General features: G+C 51.8%; 15 protein-coding genes, 2 tRNA genes and 3 rRNA genes. 5 read left to right on the forward strand and 15 right to left on the reverse strand.

Annotated features, from left to right (window positions below; genetic code table 11):
- Nucleotides 1-207 precede the first annotated feature (207 nt).
- The gene (locus ACFK9X_RS22385; RefSeq protein WP_151117778.1) at nucleotides 208-1,116 is read left to right on the forward strand and encodes an acyltransferase; all 909 of its coding nucleotides are present in this window, start codon (nucleotides 208-210) and stop codon (nucleotides 1,114-1,116) included.
- A 12-nt stretch (nucleotides 1,117-1,128) separates the two neighbouring features.
- Here the strand turns inward: ACFK9X_RS22385 and dsbA are convergent, their stop codons facing one another.
- The 3 genes from dsbA to ACFK9X_RS22400 form a co-directional block, all read right to left on the reverse strand.
- Nucleotides 1,129-1,752 carry a thiol:disulfide interchange protein DsbA gene (gene dsbA, locus ACFK9X_RS22390; protein ID WP_000725364.1) on the reverse strand — a complete coding sequence of 208 codons (624 nt, stop codon included), beginning with the start codon at nucleotides 1,750-1,752 and terminating at the stop codon, nucleotides 1,129-1,131.
- A gap of 16 nt (nucleotides 1,753-1,768) precedes the next feature.
- The gene (locus ACFK9X_RS22395) at nucleotides 1,769-2,755 is read right to left on the reverse strand and encodes a serine/threonine protein kinase (protein WP_151117781.1); all 987 of its coding nucleotides are present in this window, start codon (nucleotides 2,753-2,755) and stop codon (nucleotides 1,769-1,771) included.
- Nucleotides 2,756-2,831: 76 nt separating this feature from the next.
- Entirely contained in the window at nucleotides 2,832-3,101 is a 270-nt protein-coding gene (locus ACFK9X_RS22400) for a YihD family protein (RefSeq protein WP_000649858.1), read from the reverse strand.
- Nucleotides 3,102-3,170: 69 nt separating this feature from the next.
- Between ACFK9X_RS22400 and mobA the strand changes: the two genes are divergently transcribed.
- Both mobA and mobB read left to right on the forward strand, forming a co-directional pair.
- Nucleotides 3,171-3,755 (forward strand): molybdenum cofactor guanylyltransferase MobA, encoded by a 585-nt coding sequence (mobA, locus tag ACFK9X_RS22405; RefSeq protein WP_151117784.1) that lies wholly within the window; start codon nucleotides 3,171-3,173, stop codon nucleotides 3,753-3,755.
- Nucleotides 3,752-4,267 (forward strand): molybdopterin-guanine dinucleotide biosynthesis protein MobB, encoded by a 516-nt coding sequence (gene mobB / locus ACFK9X_RS22410; RefSeq protein ID WP_010989085.1) that lies wholly within the window; start codon nucleotides 3,752-3,754, stop codon nucleotides 4,265-4,267. Before mobA ends, mobB begins: the two co-directional genes overlap by 4 nt.
- 86 nt (nucleotides 4,268-4,353) lie before the next feature.
- Here the strand turns inward: mobB and rrf are convergent.
- From rrf to pepQ, 9 genes are all read right to left on the reverse strand, one after another.
- A 5S ribosomal RNA gene (gene rrf / locus ACFK9X_RS22415) occupies nucleotides 4,354-4,469 on the reverse strand.
- Between the two features lie 196 nt (nucleotides 4,470-4,665).
- Nucleotides 4,666-7,572, reverse strand: a 23S ribosomal RNA gene (locus ACFK9X_RS22420).
- Between the two features lie 182 nt (nucleotides 7,573-7,754).
- Nucleotides 7,755-7,830, reverse strand: a tRNA-Ala gene (locus tag ACFK9X_RS22425).
- Between the two features lie 111 nt (nucleotides 7,831-7,941).
- Nucleotides 7,942-8,018, reverse strand: a tRNA-Ile gene (locus ACFK9X_RS22430).
- 69 nt (nucleotides 8,019-8,087) lie between these two features.
- A 16S ribosomal RNA gene (locus ACFK9X_RS22435) occupies nucleotides 8,088-9,629 on the reverse strand.
- The 16S, 23S and 5S rRNA genes sit together here with 2 tRNA genes alongside, the layout of an rRNA operon.
- A gap of 377 nt (nucleotides 9,630-10,006) precedes the next feature.
- Nucleotides 10,007-10,552: a menaquinone-dependent protoporphyrinogen IX dehydrogenase gene (gene hemG, locus ACFK9X_RS22440; RefSeq protein WP_151117788.1), complete on the reverse strand. Its 546-nt coding sequence runs from the start codon at nucleotides 10,550-10,552 to the stop codon at nucleotides 10,007-10,009.
- Nucleotides 10,553-10,563: 11 nt separating this feature from the next.
- Nucleotides 10,564-12,015: a Trk system potassium transporter TrkH gene (trkH, locus tag ACFK9X_RS22445; RefSeq protein WP_000545688.1), complete on the reverse strand. Its 1,452-nt coding sequence runs from the start codon at nucleotides 12,013-12,015 to the stop codon at nucleotides 10,564-10,566.
- Between the two features lie 38 nt (nucleotides 12,016-12,053).
- Entirely contained in the window at nucleotides 12,054-12,668 is a 615-nt protein-coding gene (locus ACFK9X_RS22450; RefSeq protein WP_000378898.1) for an IMPACT family protein, read from the reverse strand.
- On the reverse strand, nucleotides 12,668-13,999 hold the full coding sequence (gene pepQ / locus ACFK9X_RS22455; protein ID WP_000444529.1) for a Xaa-Pro dipeptidase: 1,332 nt from the start codon (nucleotides 13,997-13,999) through the stop codon (nucleotides 12,668-12,670). The genes ACFK9X_RS22450 and pepQ overlap by 1 nt, the downstream gene beginning before the upstream one ends.
- A 189-nt stretch (nucleotides 14,000-14,188) precedes the next feature.
- Here pepQ and fadB point away from each other — a divergent pair, with 189 nt between their 5' ends.
- Together fadB and fadA are read left to right on the forward strand one after the other, a co-directional pair.
- On the forward strand, nucleotides 14,189-16,378 hold the full coding sequence (gene fadB / locus ACFK9X_RS22460) for a fatty acid oxidation complex subunit alpha FadB (protein ID WP_000966001.1): 2,190 nt from the start codon (nucleotides 14,189-14,191) through the stop codon (nucleotides 16,376-16,378).
- A gap of 9 nt (nucleotides 16,379-16,387) precedes the next feature.
- Complete coding sequence (fadA, locus tag ACFK9X_RS22465; RefSeq protein WP_151117791.1) at nucleotides 16,388-17,551, forward strand: acetyl-CoA C-acyltransferase FadA; 1,164 nt, start codon at nucleotides 16,388-16,390, stop codon at nucleotides 17,549-17,551.
- 196 nt (nucleotides 17,552-17,747) lie between these two features.
- Here the strand turns inward: fadA and ACFK9X_RS22470 are convergent, their stop codons facing one another.
- The 3 genes from ACFK9X_RS22470 to ubiD all read right to left on the reverse strand — a co-directional run bounded on the left by ACFK9X_RS22470 (nucleotide 17,748) and on the right by ubiD (nucleotide 22,086).
- A complete protein-coding gene (locus tag ACFK9X_RS22470) occupies nucleotides 17,748-19,571 on the reverse strand; it encodes an aryl-sulfate sulfotransferase (RefSeq protein WP_000669901.1) in 1,824 nt (607 codons plus the stop codon).
- 249 nt (nucleotides 19,572-19,820) lie between these two features.
- Nucleotides 19,821-20,522, reverse strand: coding sequence for an NAD(P)H-flavin reductase (gene fre, locus ACFK9X_RS22475; RefSeq protein WP_000209832.1), 702 nt, complete (start codon nucleotides 20,520-20,522; stop codon nucleotides 19,821-19,823).
- Nucleotides 20,523-20,607: 85 nt separating this feature from the next.
- On the reverse strand, nucleotides 20,608-22,086 hold the full coding sequence (gene ubiD, locus ACFK9X_RS22480) for a 4-hydroxy-3-polyprenylbenzoate decarboxylase (protein ID WP_000339760.1): 1,479 nt from the start codon (nucleotides 22,084-22,086) through the stop codon (nucleotides 20,608-20,610).
- Nucleotides 22,087-22,115 lie beyond the last annotated feature (29 nt).

Here is a 22,115-nt window from a genome sequence, read left to right on the forward strand (position 1 = left end):
CTCATCTTAATAATTACCCATTATTTTCAATGAGTTGTTAACATCACGTTTTTCTGATTATCTGATTCATGCCGTTATCATAATGTGGATAGTTGTTACGAGTGTTTCTATTTCACTCAGCGCCATCATTAGCATCGTTTTCTGATAGAATCAGCCCCTTGCGCCCTTTTCGCGCACCGTTTATGGCTAACTTTTGAATAATTTATTATGACGAGAATACTCGCGGCTATCACGCTCCCATTGAGTATCGTATTGACCATCCTGGTCACTATTGTTTGCTCAATACCGATCATCGTTGCCGGTATGGTAAAGCTCCTTTTGCCTGTTCCCGGTATCTGGCGCAAGGTCTCCATTTTCTGCAATTTCATGATGTATTGCTGGTGTGCTGGTCTTGCAGCGCTGTTACGCCTTAATCCGCACTTGCAATGGGATGTAGAAGGGTTAGAAGGGCTGAGCAAGAAAAATTGGTATTTACTGATTTGTAATCATCGCAGCTGGGCCGATATCGTTGTGCTTTGCGTTCTGTTCCGCAAGCATATCCCAATGAATAAGTACTTTCTTAAACAGCAATTGGCCTGGGTGCCGTTCATCGGCCTGGCGTGCTGGGCATTAGATATGCCGTTTATGAAGCGCTACTCCCGTAGCTACCTGCTCCGACACCCCGATCGACGCGGCAAAGATGTTGAAACAACTCGTCGCTCTTGCGAAAAGTTTCGTCGGTATCCCACCACTATCGTTAACTTTGTTGAAGGCTCGCGATTTACGCATGAGAAACGTCAGCAAACGCATTCACCTTATCAACATCTGTTGCCGCCAAAAGCAGCCGGTATTGCAATGGCGATTAATGTTTTAGGCTCACAGTTCGATAAGCTGCTTAATATTACGTTGTGTTACCCAAACAACGATCGTCACCCCTTCTACGATATGCTAAGCGGTAGGCTGACGCGTATTGTTGTTCGGGTGCAACTGGAACCCATAAATGAAGAACTGCACGGCGATTACGTGAACGACAAAACATTCAAACGCCGTTTTCAACGTTGGCTTAATACGCTGTGGGATAAGAAAGATATACAGATAGAAGAGATTAAAACATCTTATAAAAACGCCGGTCAGTGACCGGCGTTCTTTTTATTTTTTATCAACCAAATATTTAACGGTATCAGCATACTGCTGAACAAAAACATCCATGCTGCTGGTATCCATGCCTTGTGGGTTAATCTGGTATTTGCCATTGACGAACATCGCCGGAACGCCCTGCAGTTGCAGGTCAGCCGCGGCTTTCTCCTGTTGCGCAACCAGTGATTTCACCACGAAGCTGTTCCATGCCGCATCGTAATCTTCGCCTTTGACGCCCGCATCAACGAACACTTTACGGATATCCGCGGCAGATTGTACTGTCTGGGTTTTCTGTACGGCTTCAAACAGCGGGACCGTGACTTTATCTTCTACACCCAACGCCATCGCCACCGCCCATGCCTGGGTGAGCTCCTTGCCCAACGGCCCCAGGAACTCAACGTGGTACTTGGTCATCTTGGTGCCTTCCGGCAGCTTTTTCTTCACATTGTCAGACACATGAAGCACTTCTTCAAACTGATAACAATGTGGGCAGTAGAAGGAGAAAAACTCCAGTACCTGGGGTTCGCCAGCGACCGGTTTATCCAGCGTGATATACTGTTTACCGTCGCTGATCTGTGCTGCCGAGGCGCTAAAAGCTAAAACCATACCAGCCAGCGCCAGCCAAATCTTTTTCATGATCAACTCTCTCCGATTAATACATTGGCGTTAATTGTAAAGGGAGTTCGTGCAAAATTTTAGTCTGCTCAATAAAAGTCGCTGTCTGTCGCTGCCAGTAATCTTCCCCTGTTAACCAGGGAAAGTTTTTTGGAAACGCAGGATCGCCCCAACGACGAATCACCCAGGCAAGATAATAAACTAAACGCATGGCGCGTAAAGGTTCAATGAGACCAATTTCAGCCGTATCGAACCCACTAACTTCTTCATAAGCTTCAATAATGGTTTCAAGCTGCATTCGCTGTTCGGCTTTGTCGCCGTTCAGCAGCATCCATAAATCCTGTATCGCCGGGCCGTTACGGGCATCATCTAAATCGACAAACAGCGGTCCATCACGCCATAGAATGTTGCCGGCATGACAATCGCCGTGCAATCGCAGCGTGGCGAAATCGGTGCGCCAGCATTCGGTAACTGCAGACAGTAGAGTATCAGTGGCTTTCAGGAAAGCCGCTTTTTGCCCGGAGGGAATCAGTGCGGCATCTTCGAATACCTGGCGAGGTTCAAAAAGATACTCTGCAAGCCCAATGTCAGGCCGGAAAGTGAAAGGACGTTTTCGCCCCGTCTGATGCAATCGACCAAGATAAAGCCCTACCGCCTCCATCTGATCGATATTATCTGCTTCAAACTGACGACCGCCTACGCTGGGGAAAATGGCATAATGATAGCCCTGATGCGCTAACAGCGTCTGGCCATTAAACGCGAGCGGAGCGGCAACCGGAACCTCATCCTTCACCAGTTCAAGCGCAAATTGGTGTTCTTCCCGAATTTGATCAACAGACCAGCGCTCAGGACGATAAAACTTAACGACAAAACGTCGACGGTCTTCATCCTGAAACTGATAGACGCGGTTTTCATAACTGTTTAGTGGAGTCAGCCCGGAATCCACCCTGATCCCCTGTTCAAACAGCGCATCCATGATGGTTTCCGGGTGTAGCGTCTGGAAAGTAAAAGCGTTGTCGTTCATCCCATCATCCGGAAAATACTACGAATGATTCAGGATATCATTTCGTGGCGATTTCGGTGGCGCCGCTTACAAGGTTTTACTCTTTAATAACGCCGCGGGCGCGTAAAAGCGCCGTTTTAAAGTCCTCTTCATAGTCTTTTTGAATCCCTGGAATGGCGGCGTCTTTGGCGGAATCGCGCATTTTCAGATGGTAGATCAGGATATCATCAGTTAAATCTTCCAGTTTGCCGTCAAAACCTGACTCTTTCGCCAGTTTCTGCAAAAATTGCGTCAGATTAAGATCAGGCTCTTTCTGCCAGGCTGGCTGGAGGAGTTCAATGACTTCATTCAGGCGTTTACATTTCATAGCTGTGCTCCTTATTCTTGATACAGACACGGTAGCAGGGTCAATCCCACAATAAAAGAGGCGATATCGGTGAATCTGGATGAAGTAATAACCGGCGTGGTGCTGGCAGGCGGTAAAGCCCGGCGGATGGGAGGTGCGGATAAAGGTCTGCTTGAACTGAACGGGAAACCGCTCTGGCGACACGTTGCCGACGCGCTCGCGCCACAACTTGCAACGGTCGTCATTAGTGCTAATCGCCATCTGGATATCTACCAGGCCAGCGGCCTGAAAGTCATTCCGGATTCAATCGCTGACTTTCCCGGTCCGCTGGCGGGTATGCTTTCCGTTTTTCAGCAGGTAGCAGGCGACTGGTTTCTGTTTTGTCCCTGTGACAATCCCTGTATCCCCCCCAACCTGGTCGATCGTTTAGCAACGCAGCGTCATGGCGCACCCGTGGTTTGGGTTCATGATGGAGAGCGCGATCATCCAACGATCGCGTTGATTAATCGTGCCGTTGAGCCCCAGTTGACAGCTTATTTGCAAGCAGGCGAGCGGCGGGTAATGATTTTTATGCGCCAGGTAGGCGGACACGCCGTTGATTTCAGCGATTGTAAAGAGGCATTTGTGAACGTCAACACGCCGGAGGAACTCGCGCAATGGCAAAAGAGACCATGATACCGCTACTCGCCATTGCCGCGTGGAGCGGCACGGGAAAAACAACACTGCTGAAAAAACTGATCCCAGCACTTTGTGCGCACGGTATTCGGCCAGGGCTGATTAAGCATACCCATCATGATATGGATGTTGATAAACCGGGTAAAGATAGCTACGAATTACGTAAGGCCGGGGCAGCACAAACGCTGGTTGCCAGTCAGCAGCGCTGGGCGTTAATGACTGAAACGCCGGGGCAAGAAGAGTTGGATCTGGCATGGCTGGTGAGCCGGATGGATGCATCAAAGCTGGATATGGTGCTGGTAGAAGGGTTTAAACACGAGGCAGTTGCGAAGATCTTACTTTTTCGTCAGGGATGTGGGCACAGCGAGGAAGAATTAATTCTTGATGAGCATGTTATTGCGGTTGCCAGTGATATTCCACTTGCCGTAGCGGTACCCGTTTTGGATCTTAATGATGTATCGCAGATTTCTGCCTTCATTTTGCGGTGGTTAGAGAAAGCACGTTCCTTGTAGGCCGAATAAGGCGGAGCCGCCATCCGGCAGACTACAGATAAAACAAAAGGCCCTGTCTTCCGACAGGGCCCTTCGTTTTATTTGATGCCTGGCAGTTCCCTACTCTCGCATGGGGAGACCCCACACTACCATCGGCGCTACGGCGTTTCACTTCTGAGTTCGGCATGGGGTCAGGTGGGACCACCGCGCTAGTGCCGCCAGGCAAATTCTTTGTGCTCTGTACGCAATTCTTTATCGCATCAGCGGCGTTGCCTGCGCTCGTAAACTCAGTCACATACTTCTGTATGCTCCTTCCTTTCCTTCGCTTGCCGCCTTGCTGCTGCGCAAATTATTGCGTACTCAACTCTGAATCAGTGCTGAAAATCATCTCTCAACCGCCAAAACATCTTCGGCGTTGTAAGGTTAAGCCTCACGGTTCATTAGTACCGGTTAGCTCAACGCATCGCTGCGCTTACACACCCGGCCTATCAACGTCGTCGTCTTCAACGTTCCTTCAGGAGACTTAAAGTCTCAGGGAGAACTCATCTCGGGGCAAGTTTCGTGCTTAGATGCTTTCAGCACTTATCTCTTCCGCATTTAGCTACCGGGCAGTGCCATTGGCATGACAACCCGAACACCAGTGATGCGTCCACTCCGGTCCTCTCGTACTAGGAGCAGCCCCCCTCAGTTCTCCAGCGCCCACGGCAGATAGGGACCGAACTGTCTCACGACGTTCTAAACCCAGCTCGCGTACCACTTTAAATGGCGAACAGCCATACCCTTGGGACCTACTTCAGCCCCAGGATGTGATGAGCCGACATCGAGGTGCCAAACACCGCCGTCGATATGAACTCTTGGGCGGTATCAGCCTGTTATCCCCGGAGTACCTTTTATCCGTTGAGCGATGGCCCTTCCATTCAGAACCACCGGATCACTATGACCTGCTTTCGCACCTGCTCGCGCCGTCACGCTCGCAGTCAAGCTGGCTTATGCCATTGCACTAACCTCCTGATGTCCGACCAGGATTAGCCAACCTTCGTGCTCCTCCGTTACTCTTTAGGAGGAGACCGCCCCAGTCAAACTACCCACCAGACACTGTCCGCAACCCGGGTAACGGGTCCACGTTAGAACATCAAACATTAAAGGGTGGTATTTCAAGGTCGGCTCCATGCAGACTGGCGTCCACGCTTCAAAGCCTCCCACCTATCCTACACATCAAGGCTCAATGTTCAGTGTCAAGCTATAGTAAAGGTTCACGGGGTCTTTCCGTCTTGCCGCGGGTACACTGCATCTTCACAGCGAGTTCAATTTCACTGAGTCTCGGGTGGAGACAGCCTGGCCATCATTACGCCATTCGTGCAGGTCGGAACTTACCCGACAAGGAATTTCGCTACCTTAGGACCGTTATAGTTACGGCCGCCGTTTACCGGGGCTTCGATCAGGAGCTTCGCTTGCGCTGACCCCATCAATTAACCTTCCGGCACCGGGCAGGCGTCACACCGTATACGTCCACTTTCGTGTTTGCACAGTGCTGTGTTTTTAATAAACAGTTGCAGCCAGCTGGTATCTTCGACTGACTTCAGCTCCGTGAGTAAATCACTTCACCTACGTGTCAGCGTGCCTTCTCCCGAAGTTACGGCACCATTTTGCCTAGTTCCTTCACCCGAGTTCTCTCAAGCGCCTTGGTATTCTCTACCTGACCACCTGTGTCGGTTTGGGGTACGATTTGATGTTACCTGATGCTTAGAGGCTTTTCCTGGAAGCAGGGCATTTGTTGCTTCAGCACCGTAGTGCCTCGTCGTCACGCCTCAGTGTTAAAGTGAACCGGATTTACCTGGAACACACACCTACACGCTTAAACCGGGACAACCGTCGCCCGGCCAACATAGCCTTCTCCGTCCCCCCTTCGCAGTAACACCAAGTACGGGAATATTAACCCGTTTCCCATCGACTACGCCTTTCGGCCTCGCCTTAGGGGTCGACTCACCCTGCCCCGATTAACGTTGGACAGGAACCCTTGGTCTTCCGGCGAGCGGGCTTTTCACCCGCTTTATCGTTACTTATGTCAGCATTCGCACTTCTGATACCTCCAGCATGCCTCACGACACACCTTCACAGGCTTACAGAACGCTCCCCTACCCAACAACACATAGTGTCGCTGCCGCAGCTTCGGTGCATGGTTTAGCCCCGTTACATCTTCCGCGCAGGCCGACTCGACCAGTGAGCTATTACGCTTTCTTTAAATGATGGCTGCTTCTAAGCCAACATCCTGGCTGTCTGGGCCTTCCCACATCGTTTCCCACTTAACCATGACTTTGGGACCTTAGCTGGCGGTCTGGGTTGTTTCCCTCTTCACGACGGACGTTAGCACCCGCCGTGTGTCTCCCGTGATAACATTCTCCGGTATTCGCAGTTTGCATCGGGTTGGTAAGCCGGGATGGCCCCCTAGCCGAAACAGTGCTCTACCCCCGGAGATGAATTCACGAGGCGCTACCTAAATAGCTTTCGGGGAGAACCAGCTATCTCCCGGTTTGATTGGCCTTTCACCCCCAGCCACAGGTCATCCGCTAATTTTTCAACATTAGTCGGTTCGGTCCTCCAGTTAGTGTTACCCAACCTTCAACCTGCCCATGGCTAGATCACCGGGTTTCGGGTCTATACCCTGCAACTTAACGCCCGGTTAAGACTCGGTTTCCCTGCGGCTCCCCTATTCGGTTAACCTTGCTACAGAATATAAGTCGCTGACCCATTATACAAAAGGTACGCAGTCACACAGGTAAACCTGTGCTCCCACTGCTTGTACGTACACGGTTTCAGGTTCTTTTTCACTCCCCTCGCCGGGGTTCTTTTCGCCTTTCCCTCACGGTACTGGTTCACTATCGGTCAGTCAGGAGTATTTAGCCTTGGAGGATGGTCCCCCCATATTCAGACAGGATACCACGTGTCCCGCCCTACTCATCGAGCTCACAGCACATGCGCTTTTGTGTACGGGGCTGTCACCCTGTATCGCGCGCCTTTCCAGACGCTTCCACTAACACACATGCTGATTCAGGCTCTGGGCTCCTCCCCGTTCGCTCGCCGCTACTGGGGGAATCTCGGTTGATTTCTTTTCCTCGGGGTACTTAGATGTTTCAGTTCCCCCGGTTCGCCTCATTAACCTATGGATTCAGTTAATGATAGTGTGACGAGTCACACTGGGTTTCCCCATTCGGGTATCGCCGGTTATAACGGTTCATATCACCTTACCGGCGCTTATCGCAGATTAGCACGCCCTTCATCGCCTCTGACTGCCAGGGCATCCACCGTGTACGCTTAGTCGCTTAACCTCACAACCCGAAGATGTTTCTCGCGATTCATCATCGTGTTGCGAAAATTTGAGAGACTCACGAACAACTTTCGTTGTTCTGTGTTTCAATTTTCAGCTTGATCCAGATTTTTAAAGAGCAAAACTTCGCAGTGAACCCTTTCAGGTACACTCTGAAGTATTTTTTCGTAAACACTCACGAGATGGTGGAGCTATGCGGGATCGAACCGCAGACCTCCTGCGTGCAAAGCAGGCGCTCTCCCAGCTGAGCTATAGCCCCATCGTGTAGTCAGAACCTCTTTACCGATAATTTTTCCTGAGACAAGGCGTGGAATAACGAAGCATACATCAGTATGTGAGTTATTTCACAACGCAGTATTCAGGGAAAATTTGGTAGGCCTGAGTGGACTTGAACCACCGACCTCACCCTTATCAGGGGTGCGCTCTAACCACCTGAGCTACAAGCCTGTAGAGGTTTTACTGCTCGTTTTTCATCAGACAATCTGTGTGAGCACTGCAAAGTACGCATCTTTAAGGTAAGGAGGTGATCCAACCGCAGGTTCCCCTACGGTTACCTTGTTACGACTTCACCCCAGTCATGAATCACAAAGTGGTAAGCGCCCTCCCGAAGGTTAAGCTACCTACTTCTTTTGCAACCCACTCCCATGGTGTGACGGGCGGTGTGTACAAGGCCCGGGAACGTATTCACCGTGGCATTCTGATCCACGATTACTAGCGATTCCGACTTCATGGAGTCGAGTTGCAGACTCCAATCCGGACTACGACGCACTTTATGAGGTCCGCTTGCTCTCGCGAGGTCGCTTCTCTTTGTATGCGCCATTGTAGCACGTGTGTAGCCCTGGTCGTAAGGGCCATGATGACTTGACGTCATCCCCACCTTCCTCCAGTTTATCACTGGCAGTCTCCTTTGAGTTCCCGGCCTAACCGCTGGCAACAAAGGATAAGGGTTGCGCTCGTTGCGGGACTTAACCCAACATTTCACAACACGAGCTGACGACAGCCATGCAGCACCTGTCTCACAGTTCCCGAAGGCACCAATCCATCTCTGGAAAGTTCTGTGGATGTCAAGACCAGGTAAGGTTCTTCGCGTTGCATCGAATTAAACCACATGCTCCACCGCTTGTGCGGGCCCCCGTCAATTCATTTGAGTTTTAACCTTGCGGCCGTACTCCCCAGGCGGTCTACTTAACGCGTTAGCTCCGGAAGCCACGCCTCAAGGGCACAACCTCCAAGTAGACATCGTTTACGGCGTGGACTACCAGGGTATCTAATCCTGTTTGCTCCCCACGCTTTCGCACCTGAGCGTCAGTCTTTGTCCAGGGGGCCGCCTTCGCCACCGGTATTCCTCCAGATCTCTACGCATTTCACCGCTACACCTGGAATTCTACCCCCCTCTACAAGACTCAAGCCTGCCAGTTTCGAATGCAGTTCCCAGGTTGAGCCCGGGGATTTCACATCCGACTTGACAGACCGCCTGCGTGCGCTTTACGCCCAGTAATTCCGATTAACGCTTGCACCCTCCGTATTACCGCGGCTGCTGGCACGGAGTTAGCCGGTGCTTCTTCTGCGGGTAACGTCAATTGCTGCGGTTATTAACCACAACACCTTCCTCCCCGCTGAAAGTACTTTACAACCCGAAGGCCTTCTTCATACACGCGGCATGGCTGCATCAGGCTTGCGCCCATTGTGCAATATTCCCCACTGCTGCCTCCCGTAGGAGTCTGGACCGTGTCTCAGTTCCAGTGTGGCTGGTCATCCTCTCAGACCAGCTAGGGATCGTCGCCTTGGTGAGCCGTTACCTCACCAACTAGCTAATCCCATCTGGGCACATCTGATGGCAAGAGGCCCGAAGGTCCCCCTCTTTGGTCTTGCGACGTTATGCGGTATTAGCCACCGTTTCCAGTAGTTATCCCCCTCCATCAGGCAGTTTCCCAGACATTACTCACCCGTCCGCCACTCGTCAGCGAAGCAGCAAGCTGCTTCCTGTTACCGTTCGACTTGCATGTGTTAGGCCTGCCGCCAGCGTTCAATCTGAGCCATGATCAAACTCTTCAATTTAAAAGTTTGATGCTCAATGAATTAAACTTCGTAATGAATTACGTGTTCACTCTTGAGACTTGGTATTCATTTTTCGTCTTGCGACGTCAAGAATCCGTATCTTCGAGTGCCCACACAGATTGTCTGATAAATTGTTAAAGAGCAGTGCCGCTTCGCTTTTTCTCAGCGGCGCGGGGTGTGCATATTACGCTTTCCCGCTTCAGAGTCAAGCGTTTATTTTCGCTTTTCTCCGTGAGGTTCTGGTCTGAACCCCGCTGACCCGGCGGCCTGTGTGCCGTTGTTCCGTGTCAGTGGTGGCGCATTATAGGGAGTTATTTCTGCCTGACAAGAGGAAATTTAAAATAATTTTCTGAGTGCGCACTTTTTATTCTTTGCGTTTATTTTGCCGACGATTTGTTGGTTAAATGGGCTATTTCACGGGCAAAGTGCGCAACCTGCTCCCAGTCGGTGTACACCACTTCTTTACTGGTATCCGTTTCGCCGCCCGACATCTTCATAATAAGCTTGATCATCAGACGGTCATACCAGCGATAACGGGGATAGCGAAGCGCGCCTGCAATGACGGCACAGTAGTCAGGTCGCCACGGAGAGCTCATTAAAAACTTCCGCGCGTAGCTGTTAGTCTGCGGCGTCCGTTTTTCAGCTTTACGCGCCACCAGGTTAACGGAATAAAAGGCGCTCGGCATTCCGTTCAACCGCGTGGCGTATTTCTTAACAAACTCCTGAAAGGCGCTGTGGTAATGACCATAACGAATAGACGCGCCAATCACTACGCGATCATAGCTATCCCAGTCCGGCTCTTCTGAGCGATGCAGATTAACGACATCGGCCCAGATCCCCATCTCTTTGAGTTCAGAAGCCAGATAAGAGGCAATTTCGCGCGTTTGTCCGTCCCGGGTAGAGAAAAGAATCAATGTTTTCACTTGTTACTCCATTATTCACGCCAGAAAGTCGGGGTAAAAAGTACCAGCAAAGTGAATACTTCCAGACGACCAAATAGCATGTTGGCGATGAGTATCCATTTCGCAACCGGATTCATACTGGCGAAGTTATCAGCAACCACCCCCAGCCCCGGTCCCAGGTTATTAAGCGTAGCCACTACCGAGGCGAAAGCCGAGAAATCATCTACGCCTGTAGCGATAATAGCCAGCATACTGACGATAAATACCAGCGCGTAGGCAGAAAAGAATCCCCAGACGGCTTCCAGAATACGCTCTGGCAGCGCCCGGTTCCCCAGCTTAATACTGTAAACGGCATTCGGATGCACCAGACGTTTGAGTTCGCGGTTCCCCTGTTTAAACAACAACAGAATACGGATGACCTTTAACCCCCCGCCCGTTGACCCGGCGCAACCGCCAATAAACGCGGAACATAGCAGCAAGACGGGCAAAAACAGCGGCCAGCGCGCAATGCTGTCCGTGGTAAACCCTGCCGTTGTCGCCATCGACACAACCTGGAAGAATGCCTGATTTAGCGTTGTCAGCGCCGAGTCGTAGATATTATGGAACCACAGTACCAGCGTGCAGATTACCACCAGCGTCAACTGTACGCCGATGAACATGCGGAATTCCGGATCGCGCCAGTATACCTTCAGGCTACGCCCGCTTAATAAAGAGAAATGCAGGCCATAGTTACAACCGGAGATCAGCAGGAAAATAGCGATGATGGTATTAATAGTGGGACTATCAAAATAGCCTACGCTGGCGTCATGCGTTGAGAAGCCGCCGATAGCGATAGTGGAGAAGCTGTGTCCGATAGCGTCAAACGCGGGCATCCCTGCAAACCATAGCGCCAGCGCGCAGGCTACCGTTAGCAAAACATAGATAAGCCACAGCGTTTTCGCCGTCTCGGCAATACGCGGGCGCATTTTGTTATCTTTGAGCGGCCCCGGCATTTCTGCCCGATAGAGCTGCATCCCCCCGACGCCGAGGATAGGGAGAATCGCCACCGCCAGCACAATGATCCCCATACCGCCAAACCATTGCAGCATCTGACGATAAAAGAGAATGGCGTGCGGTAATGAATCCAGCCCCACCAGCGTAGTGGCACCCGTGGTGGTTAACCCGGAGAACGATTCAAAAAAAGCATCGGTAATGGTGAGGTTTGGGCTTTCCGAGAAAATAAACGGCAGCGCACCCACGCTGCCCAGCACGGTCCAGAACAGCACCACGATAAGAAATCCTTCGCGGGATTTCAGCTCGCCCTTTTCCCTACGGTTTGGCCACCACAGTATGGAACCGATCGCCAGCGCGACAAAAAAGGTCTGCGTGAACGCTCTTCCTGCGCCATCACGATATATTAGCGCTACCAGTCCCGGGAGAATCATTGTCCCCGAAAATAAGATAACCAGTAGTCCAACGATTCGGGTAATGGCGCGAAAATGCATCTCTGCCGCTTCCTTTATTCTTAAAAATGAGGTGGGGATTATTCTTCAATCGCTAACAATTGCAATGAACCACGGCTAAAATCCGCCAGTTTTGTGGAAAATACATTCACATGAGCAAAAGGAAGCGCCACCCTGAGCCGAACAGACGCCTGATAATCGCTGGAAACGATCTTCCCGGCAAACTGTCCTAATAATGCTTCGATTCCGGCCAACTGACCGTACTCACACTGCAAAGTATATTCGGTTAATGGCGTCTTGCGTTGTGTGGCAAGCTGACGTAATGCCTGATTCACACCGCCGCCATAGGCTTTTACCAGCCCGCCCGTACCCAGCAGAATACCACCATAGTAGCGCACGACGACGGCAGTAATTTCTCCGACGCCGCTGCCCATCAATTGCGCAAGCATCGGCTTGCCTGCCGTTCCCGCCGGTTCGCCGTCGTCTGAAAAGCCCAGTTGCTGTGAGTCGTCCGGCGCACCCGCCACCCACGCCACACAATGGTGGCGCGCATCAGGGTGCTCAGCTCTGACTGACTCAACAAACGCTTTCGCCGCGTCTACGCCATCGGTATGCGCCAATAGCGTAATAAAGCGGCTTTTTTTGATCTCTTCAACAACGGTGACCGGCGCTGCAGGGATTAACCAACTGTCCATTACGCCAGTTTTAAATCCCGCGTCATGTTTTCCACGCCGTTTTCGTGGATGACCACGTTATCTTCAATGCGAATACCGCCGAAAGGCTTGAGCGCTTCAATTTTCTGCCAGTTGAAGTGCTTGCTGAACGGCCCTTCGCGCCACGGCGCTAACAGCGATTCGATGAAGTAAATCCCCGGTTCGATGGTCAACACCATTCGCGGCTGTAACACACGCGTGCAGCGCAGATACGGGTATTTGGACGGCGCGGCGAGATGCGTACCGGAATCATCCTGCATAAACCCGGCCACATCGTGTACCTGCAGACCCAACGGATGACCAATACCGTGCGGCATAAACGGCCCGGTGAGATCATTTTCCACCATCGCCTCTTCACTCATGTCGGTAATGATTTGATGTTTACGCAGCAGCTTCGCGATGCGCTGATGGAACTGAATATGATAATCCACATAGCTGACGCCCGCCTTCATGGTAGCGATCAGCGCCAACTGTTCGTCGTTAACATCTTTCACCAAGTGGGCGTAGTCGTTATCGCTTTTCGCCGACCAGGTTCGCGTCAGATCCGCCGCGTAGCCGTTGTATTCCGCGCCCGCATCCAGCAGGAAACTGCGCATTTCAGACGGTGCCTGATGATCCAGTTTCGTGTAATGCAGCACGGCGGCATGTTCGTTCAGCGCCACAATGTTGCTGTATGGAACATCGGTATCGCGATGTCCCGTGGCGGTCAGGTACGCCAGGTTGATGTCGAACTCACTCATGCCGGAACGGAAGGCCTCTTCCGCCGCCCGATGACCGCTCACCGCCATTTTCTGCGCTTCGCGCATACAGGCCAGTTCATAATCCGTTTTATAGGCGCGGTAGTAATGCAGATAGTCGATAACACCTTTCGGGTTGATGTTGCTGGCGGCGATATCCAATTGTAGCGCGCGCTCAGGAACCGGGCCGATATAGCCGATATTGCCACGCGCGGCAGGCAGTTGGCTGCCGATGCCATCCGCTTTCGGTAAGGCGACGACCTCGACTTCTTCTGTCCAGAATGACGTTGGCAGCGGTTCAACGTTATGCCAGTAATCGACCGGCAGATAAAACCACAATTTGGGTTTGTTGACGCCATCGACCAGCAGCCAGCAATTTGGAACCTGAGTTACCGGCACCCACGCTTTAAACTGCGGATTGACCTTAAACGGATAAGGGTGATCGTCGAGAAAGACGTTGAAAAGCTCGCCGGAATGAATAAGTAACGCATCCAGCTTAAAGCGCGCCAGAACATCGCGCGTCCGTTCTTGTAAGGTAACAATATGATTTTTATAGAGCGCGGCCAGTGATTCCATTTTTTACCCTTCTGTTTTTTTGACCTCAAGTTTCCGCATCTTAGCACATCGCCCCACGAGAGCGTGATCTCTGCCGAGCGTGATCACATCGGCATTTCTTTAATCATTTATTTGCATTTTATTAACACAAAATACACACTTCGCTTCATCTGGTACGACCAGATCACCTTGTGGATTCAGGAGATTGACATGCTTTATAAAGGCGACACCCTGTACCTCGACTGGCTGGAAGATGGCATCGCCGAACTGGTGTTCGATGCTCCAGGCTCGGTCAATAAACTCGACACCGCAACCGTCGCCAGCCTCGGCCAGGCGCTTGAGGTGCTGGAAAAGCAACACGATTTAAAAGGGCTGCTGCTGCGCTCTAATAAAGCGGCCTTTATTGTCGGCGCGGACATCACCGAATTTCTTTCACTGTTCCTCGTCCCCGAAGAGCAGTTAAGCCAATGGCTGCATTTCGCTAATAGCGTCTTTAACCGTCTGGAAGATTTACCCGTACCGACCCTTGCCGCCGTAAACGGCTATGCGTTGGGCGGCGGGTGCGAATGCGTGCTGGCCACCGATTACCGTCTGGCGACGCCAGACCTCCGTATCGGTCTGCCGGAAACTAAACTGGGCATCATGCCGGGTTTCGGCGGCTCCGTTCGTCTGCCGCGTATGCTGGGCGCAGACAGCGCGCTGGAGATTATCGCGGCAGGTAAAGATGTCGGTGCTGAGCACGCGCTGAAAATCGGCCTTGTGGACGGCGTGGTCAAACAAGAGAAGCTAATTGAAGGCGCGATAGCGGTGTTACGCCAGGCCATTACCGGCGATCTCGACTGGAGAGCTAAACGCCAGCCGAAACTGGAACCGTTGAAACTCAGTAAGATTGAAGCGGCGATGAGCTTTACCATCGCTAAAGGCATGGTCGCACAAACGGCGGGTAAACATTATCCGGCGCCGATGACCGCAGTGAAAACCATTGAAGCCGCCGCGCGTTTTGGTCGTGAAGAAGCGTTGAATCTGGAAAATAAAAGCTTTGTTCCGCTGGCGCATACCAATGAGGCTCGTGCGCTGGTCGGTATCTTCCTCAACGATCAATATGTAAAAGGTAAAGCCAAAAAGCTGACCAAAGATATTGAGACGCCGAAACAGGCAGCCGTACTGGGCGCGGGCATTATGGGCGGCGGTATCGCTTACCAGTCGGCCTGGAAAGGCGTACCGGTCATCATGAAAGATATCAACGATAAATCGTTGAACCTCGGCATGACCGAAGCGGCCAAGCTGCTGAACAAACAGCTGGAGCGCGGCAAGATCGACGGTCTGAAGCTGGCGGGCGTCATTTCGACCATCCACCCGACTCTCGATTATGCCGGTTTCGATCGCGTAGATGTTGTTGTCGAAGCGGTAGTCGAAAATCCGAAAGTCAAAAAAGCGGTACTGGCGGAAACCGAGCAGAAAGTGCGCCCGGAAACCGTGCTGGCCTCAAATACCTCCACCATCCCAATTGGCGAACTGGCAAGCGCCCTGGAACGTCCGGAAAACTTTTGCGGAATGCACTTCTTCAACCCGGTACACCGGATGCCGCTGGTTGAAATCATTCGCGGCGAGAAGAGTTCAGACGAAACCATTGCCAAAGTCGTCGCCTGGGCCAGCAAAATGGGCAAGACACCGATTGTAGTCAACGACTGCCCCGGCTTCTTTGTTAACCGCGTGCTGTTCCCCTATTTCGCCGGTTTCAGTCAACTGCTGCGCGACGGCGCGGATTTCCGCAAAGTCGATAAAGTGATGGAAAAACAGTTCGGCTGGCCGATGGGCCCGGCCTATCTGCTCGACGTGGTGGGTATTGATACCGCCCACCACGCGCAGGCGGTAATGGCGGCAGGCTTCCCGCAACGGATGCAGAAAGAGTATCGCGACGCGATCGACGCATTGTTTGACGCCAGCCGTTTTGGGCAAAAAAACGGTCTGGGCTTCTGGCGCTATAAAGAAGACAGCAAGGGTAAGCCGAAGAAAGAAGAAGATGCCGCGGTGGATGACCTGCTGGCAAGCGTCAGCCAGCCGAAACGCGACTTCAGCGACGACGAGATAATCGCCCGTATGATGATCCCGATGATTAACGAAGTGGTTCGCTGTCTGGAAGAAGGCATTATCGCAAGCCCGGCGGAAGCCGATATGGCGCTGGTCTACGGCCTGGGCTTCCCTCCATTCCACGGCGGCGCATTCCGCTGGCTGGATACACAGGGCAGCGCGAAATATCTTGATATGGCGCAGCAGTATCAACACCTCGGCCCGCTGTATGAAGTGCCGGAAGGGCTGCGTAATAAAGCGCGCCATAACGAACCGTATTATCCCCCGGTTGAACCAGCCCGTCCGGTTGGTTCTCTGAAAACGGCTTAAGGAGTCACAATGGAACAGGTTGTCATTGTCGATGCTATTCGCACCCCGATGGGCCGTTCGAAGGGCGGCGCGTTTCGCAACGTGCGGGCAGAAGATCTCTCCGCCCACTTAATGCGTAGCCTGCTGGCGCGTAATCCGTCGCTTACAGCGGCGACCCTCGATGATATTTACTGGGGCTGCGTACAACAAACGCTGGAGCAAGGCTTCAACATTGCCCGTAACGCCGCGCTGCTGGCAGAAATTCCCCATTCGGTACCGGCGGTCACCGTCAACCGTCTGTGTGGTTCCTCGATGCAGGCGTTACACGATGCAGCGCGAATGATCATGACCGGCGATGCGCAGGTTTGTCTGGTTGGCGGCGTGGAGCATATGGGGCACGTGCCGATGAGTCACGGCGTGGATTTTCACCCGGGTCTGAGTCGCAACGTCGCCAAAGCGGCAGGGATGATGGGGCTAACGGCGGAAATGCTCTCCCGCCTGCACGGCATTAGCCGGGAAATGCAGGACCAGTTCGCCGCGCGTTCTCATGCTCGCGCCTGGGCCGCCACGCAGTCTGGCGCATTCAAAACGGAGATTATCCCGACTGGCGGTCATGATGCAGACGGCGTGTTGAAGCAGTTTAACTACGATGAAGTGATCCGCCCGGAAACCACGGTCGAAGCGCTATCAACGCTGCGTCCGGCATTTGATCCGGTTAGTGGCACGGTCACGGCGGGCACCTCATCCGCGCTTTCCGATGGCGCAGCCGCCATGCTGGTAATGAGCGAAAGTCGTGCCCGTGAGCTGGGCCTGAAACCTCGCGCCCGTATTCGCTCAATGGCAGTGGTGGGTTGTGATCCGTCAATTATGGGTTACGGGCCGGTTCCGGCGTCAAAACTGGCGTTGAAAAAAGCGGGACTGTCAGCCAGCGATATCGATGTGTTTGAGATGAACGAAGCGTTTGCCGCACAGATCCTGCCATGCATTAAGGATCTGGGATTGATGGAGCAGATAGACGAGAAGCTCAACCTCAACGGCGGCGCGATCGCGCTTGGTCATCCGCTCGGCTGCTCCGGAGCACGTATCAGCACCACGCTTATCAACCTGATGGAGCGCAAAGACGCGCAGTTTGGTCTGGCGACGATGTGTATTGGTCTGGGTCAGGGCATCGCCACAGTGTTTGAGCGGGTTTAATCAAAGATAATATCCCCTAAATAACTCGCATTGCAGCGCAGCGGCAACTGAGCGAATCCCCGGGCACATAGATAACTATGTGCCCGGGATGAGCAAAGGCAGCCAACAAAGAGGCTGCGCGAATTATGACGGGAAACAGTTTAGTTGCCGTTTTTCCCGCCCGTCAGGGGCGGGTTTTTTCACCGTATGGCCCGTTCTACTCAGTAAGCGCTTTGGTCAGGCTAAATGGCATAGCCTGATATCCACGCGCACCATGTATTTGCATTTCGACCGCAGGCTCTTTTTCTCCCCATTTGAACTCTTCCAGATACGGATTAGGCAAGCTGGTAAATGCGCCTACCGACAAATCAAACGCACCACCTGCTGTTGCGGAATACACGAACACAGAATTCTTGTCAGTCTGGTACTCGGTGATAGAGGTTACCGGGCTAAACCACTCGTTCCCGCGCTCTTTACCGTATTGCCAGATCTGTTGGACTGTCTTGTTTTTCTGGTCGATTTTGTAAATCACGGAGCGGCTGTATTTCATACTCTGCATAGCAGGCTGTTCTAAGCCGCGGCCATCGCCATTGTCGAAAGCGGAAAGGTATAAGATATCGCCTTTACTCTTACTATCAATTTTAAAGGCCGTATGTTGCGTCCATGTCCAGTCGAAGTCACCCTCGCAGCCACTGTCCTGGCAAGCAATTTTTTGGCCTTTGCTATCCACTGGCGTCAGAATTGCGGCATTAAATGGCGCTTTCCAGCCAGCAGGCGTACCCAGTATCCACTTCACTTTCTTATCGCGGCCGATTTTGATAATCGCACTCTGGTGGCGGGAGCTGATGATGATGGAATCATCTTCACTGTCATAGTCGACGCTGTTGACATGCGCCCAGTTGCGGCCAGCCCCACTACCCACGATATCCCCGAATTTGTCGGAGGAGTCCAGCGCCGCCAGATCTTCTTCGCTCAACGTATGGCCGGACTGGCTGGCGTCGATATTCAGGCACACAGCGCCCTGATCGAGGGTTTTCATTATCACATCACGATAAGGATCGAGGATATCAAACAGACGCCATTCATCCACTACCACGCCGTTCTGATCAACTTCGGCAATCACATCACGCACGGTACGAACATTTTTCCCATCAGGGCGTTTATAGTTAGAGCTGGCTACACGCAGGAAGTAGTGACCGTTGGCCGCGTTATCCATTGAGTGTGAAAAATCGTTATAATTATCCGGCAGACGGCGGTTAAAGATTTCACGCCCCATGATATCGTATTTCACATAACGCTGACCGTAGCCCCACGATAGTGCGCCATCCTGGTTTTGTTTAAAGCCCATCATAACGCCAGCACGATAAATTGACTTTAAATCATAAATTGAACTTGGATTCATAAACCAACGAATATCACCGGAGGTGTCGATAATAGCGTTAGCTGTAGTGAAGTTCCATTCTAATGCACCCCCAGTAGGGTTGTTCCAGACAGTACGCGTTCCATTCCCAGACTTATCTTTCGTATTATTCAAAAGATACAAGCGATCTTTAAATTCTGGGGAAACCTTTTTAACATCGATAGTAAAGAGTGCTGATTGTTCTTCTTTTGTACCCGCTGATTCAATATAGGCAGGCGGCGCATACATTTTATAGCTTTCTTTTACATTTTCGGTTTTACTACCCTGGATCCTTGTATATTCAACTTCAACGGTATTGACATAATCCGGGTAAAGACCAAAGACGGGAATACCGCCATACGTTAAAAGGTATTTATTATTAACTTTATACGCGATCTCCTGGCCATTTTCTTTGGGTACAATCCGTACATGCACGTCACGTAACTGGTAACCGCCATTACGAATAACGGCGGTTAGCGGCGCGATATCATAGGGGTTCATAACAACTTCGCCAATTTTTCCCTGGACCTGATAGTCCACTTTAGCGCCGCTGGCGCCGCCGATGGCGAAAGCAGTAGAAGGTACTGATGACAAAATTGCAACAGATAATGCGAGAGAAGTTAAAGCATATTTAAATTTCATAACACTCTCCATCTTATAAATAAATAACTTTCCATTTTATGTTTCTTTTATAAAAATAAATGAAGCATATATAATTAACTATTTTTATTGATAGTCTCAGGACATAATATTACTTAATTTATTACACGCAATACAAAGCCTGTAGATATTCAATATCATAACGTTTTATAGTTGACGATTAATTAATATTTAAGAGGACTTTTAGGTAGGCTAACGTAAAAAGGGACGCTACTGCGTCCCATAAAATAGTTAAATAAATGCGAACGCATCGCCAAACAGACGATCTTCCCGCGCGTTACGCTCATGACAGAACAGATCGCGGGCGATTTTCGCCATCTCAAAACGTCCGGCAATATAAATATCGTGCCCCGCCAGCGTACCATAATCCTGCAATACCGCCGTAAGTACCGTTCCTGTACGTCCACGCCAGCCTTCTTCCGGCTGCTCGACAACAGGTTCAATACGCAAATTCGGATGGTTAACAGAGAGTGCTTCCAGCTCAGAGAGATCATAGAGGTGCTTTTCTTCGCGACCACCCCAGTAAATGGTAACATCGCGGTTCGGGTTGCGCGCTAACGCCGTCAACAGGATGGAGCGCACATAAGAAAAGCCCGTACCGCCCGCGATCAGAATCAACGGACGCTCTTCATCGTCACGTAGCCAGGCGTCGCCATGCGGAATATCGACGACGATTTCCCGGTCTTTCAGAATTCGATCCATGACCGCCATCGCATACAGATTGAGCTCGGAGGCGCCAATGTGTAATTCAATAAACCCTTTCTCGTCCGGCGTTGAGGCCATCGAAAACGGGCGTTTGTCACGCTCGTCCATTACGACCATCAAATACTGACCAGCGCGGAATGAAAACGCCGCGTCCGGCACTAAACGAACCCGATATACGGTATCGGTGATAGCTTCTACCGAGGTCACTTTACAGCTTAAGGTTGTCATGCGCTCCCTCTGTCGGGTGTCGGGTCAATACCGACATTTTTCAAGCCGAGTCGCCGCAGCCTGAAATGTCGATGTCCGCTTTCAGTTATTTAAAGATAGCCAGCTCATCCCAAATCGCATCAATACGCGCGGTAACTTCAGGATCTTTAACAATAGGACGACCCCACTCGCGTTGGGTTTCGCCCGGCCATTTGTTTGTGGCATCCAGCCCCATTTTTGAACCCAGCCCGGAGACCGGCGAGGCAAAATCCAGGTAGTCAATCGGCGTATTTTCAACCAGCACCGTATCCCGCGCAGGGTCCATACGGGTGGTAATCGCCCAGATCACATCATTCCAGTCGCGTGCGTTAACGTCATCATCGCAAACGATAACAAATTTCGTATACATAAACTGGCGCAAAAACGACCAGACGCCCATCATGACGCGTTTCGCATGACCAGCGTACTGCTTTTTCATCGTCACTACCGCCAGGCGGTAAGAACACCCTTCCGGCGGCAGATAAAAGTCGACGATTTCCGGAAACTGTTTTTGCAGAATAGGCACGAAGACTTCATTGAGCGCCACCCCTAATACCGCAGGCTCATCGGGCGGACGCCCGGTATAGGTGGAGTGATAGATGGCATCCTCACGCTGCGTAATATGCGTGACGGTAAAGACCGGAAAGTTATCCACTTCATTATAATAGCCCGTATGATCGCCATACGGCCCTTCCGGCGCCATCTCTCCCGGCTCAATGTAACCTTCAAGGATAATCTCGGCGCTGGCAGGCACTTCCAGATCGTTAGAAAGACATTTAACCACTTCAGTTTTCGTGCCGCGCAGCAGGCCCGCAAAGGCATACTCCGACAGAGTATCGGGAACTGGAGTCACGGCGCCAAGTATCGTCGCCGGATCGGCGCCCAATGCGACGGAGACCGGGAAACGTTCACCCGGACGCGCGGCTAACCACTCCTGAAAATCCAGCGCGCCGCCGCGGTGAGACAGCCAGCGCATAATCAGCTTATTTTTACCTATCAACTGCTGACGATAAATGCCCAGGTTTTGCCGTTCTTTGTGCGGGCCACGCGTTACCGTCAGTCCCCAGGTAATCAACGGCGCGGCGTCGTCCGGCCAACAGGTCATGACAGGAAGACGCGTTAAATCGACATCATCGCCAGACGCGATTTTCTGCTGGCAAGGCGCGCCGCGTAACCGTTTCGTCGGCATATTCAGCACTTGCTTAAACTGCGGCAGCTTGTCAAACAGATCGCGAAAGCCTTTCGGCGGCTCAGGTTCTTTCAGAAACGCTAATAATTTACCCACTTCCCGTAATGCGGAAACATCATCCTGCCCCATGCCCATCGCCACGCGTTTTGGCGTGCCAAAAAGGTTGCACAGCACCGGCATGGCGTAACCTTTAGGATTTTCAAACAGCAACGCCGGTCCACCGGCACGCAGCGTGCGGTCAGCGATTTCCGTGATTTCCAGATGAGGATCCACAGGTAGCGTGATGCGTTTTAGTTCCCCCTGCTGCTCAAGTAGCGTCAGGAAGTCGCGTAAATCGTGATATTTCATGGCGTCCATTGTAGCCTCTTGGTAAGCGCATCATTATA

The sequence above is a fragment of the Salmonella sp. WC3 genome, from assembly GCF_042932255.1.
Classification (GTDB): Bacteria; Pseudomonadota; Gammaproteobacteria; order Enterobacterales; family Enterobacteriaceae; genus Salmonella; species Salmonella enterica.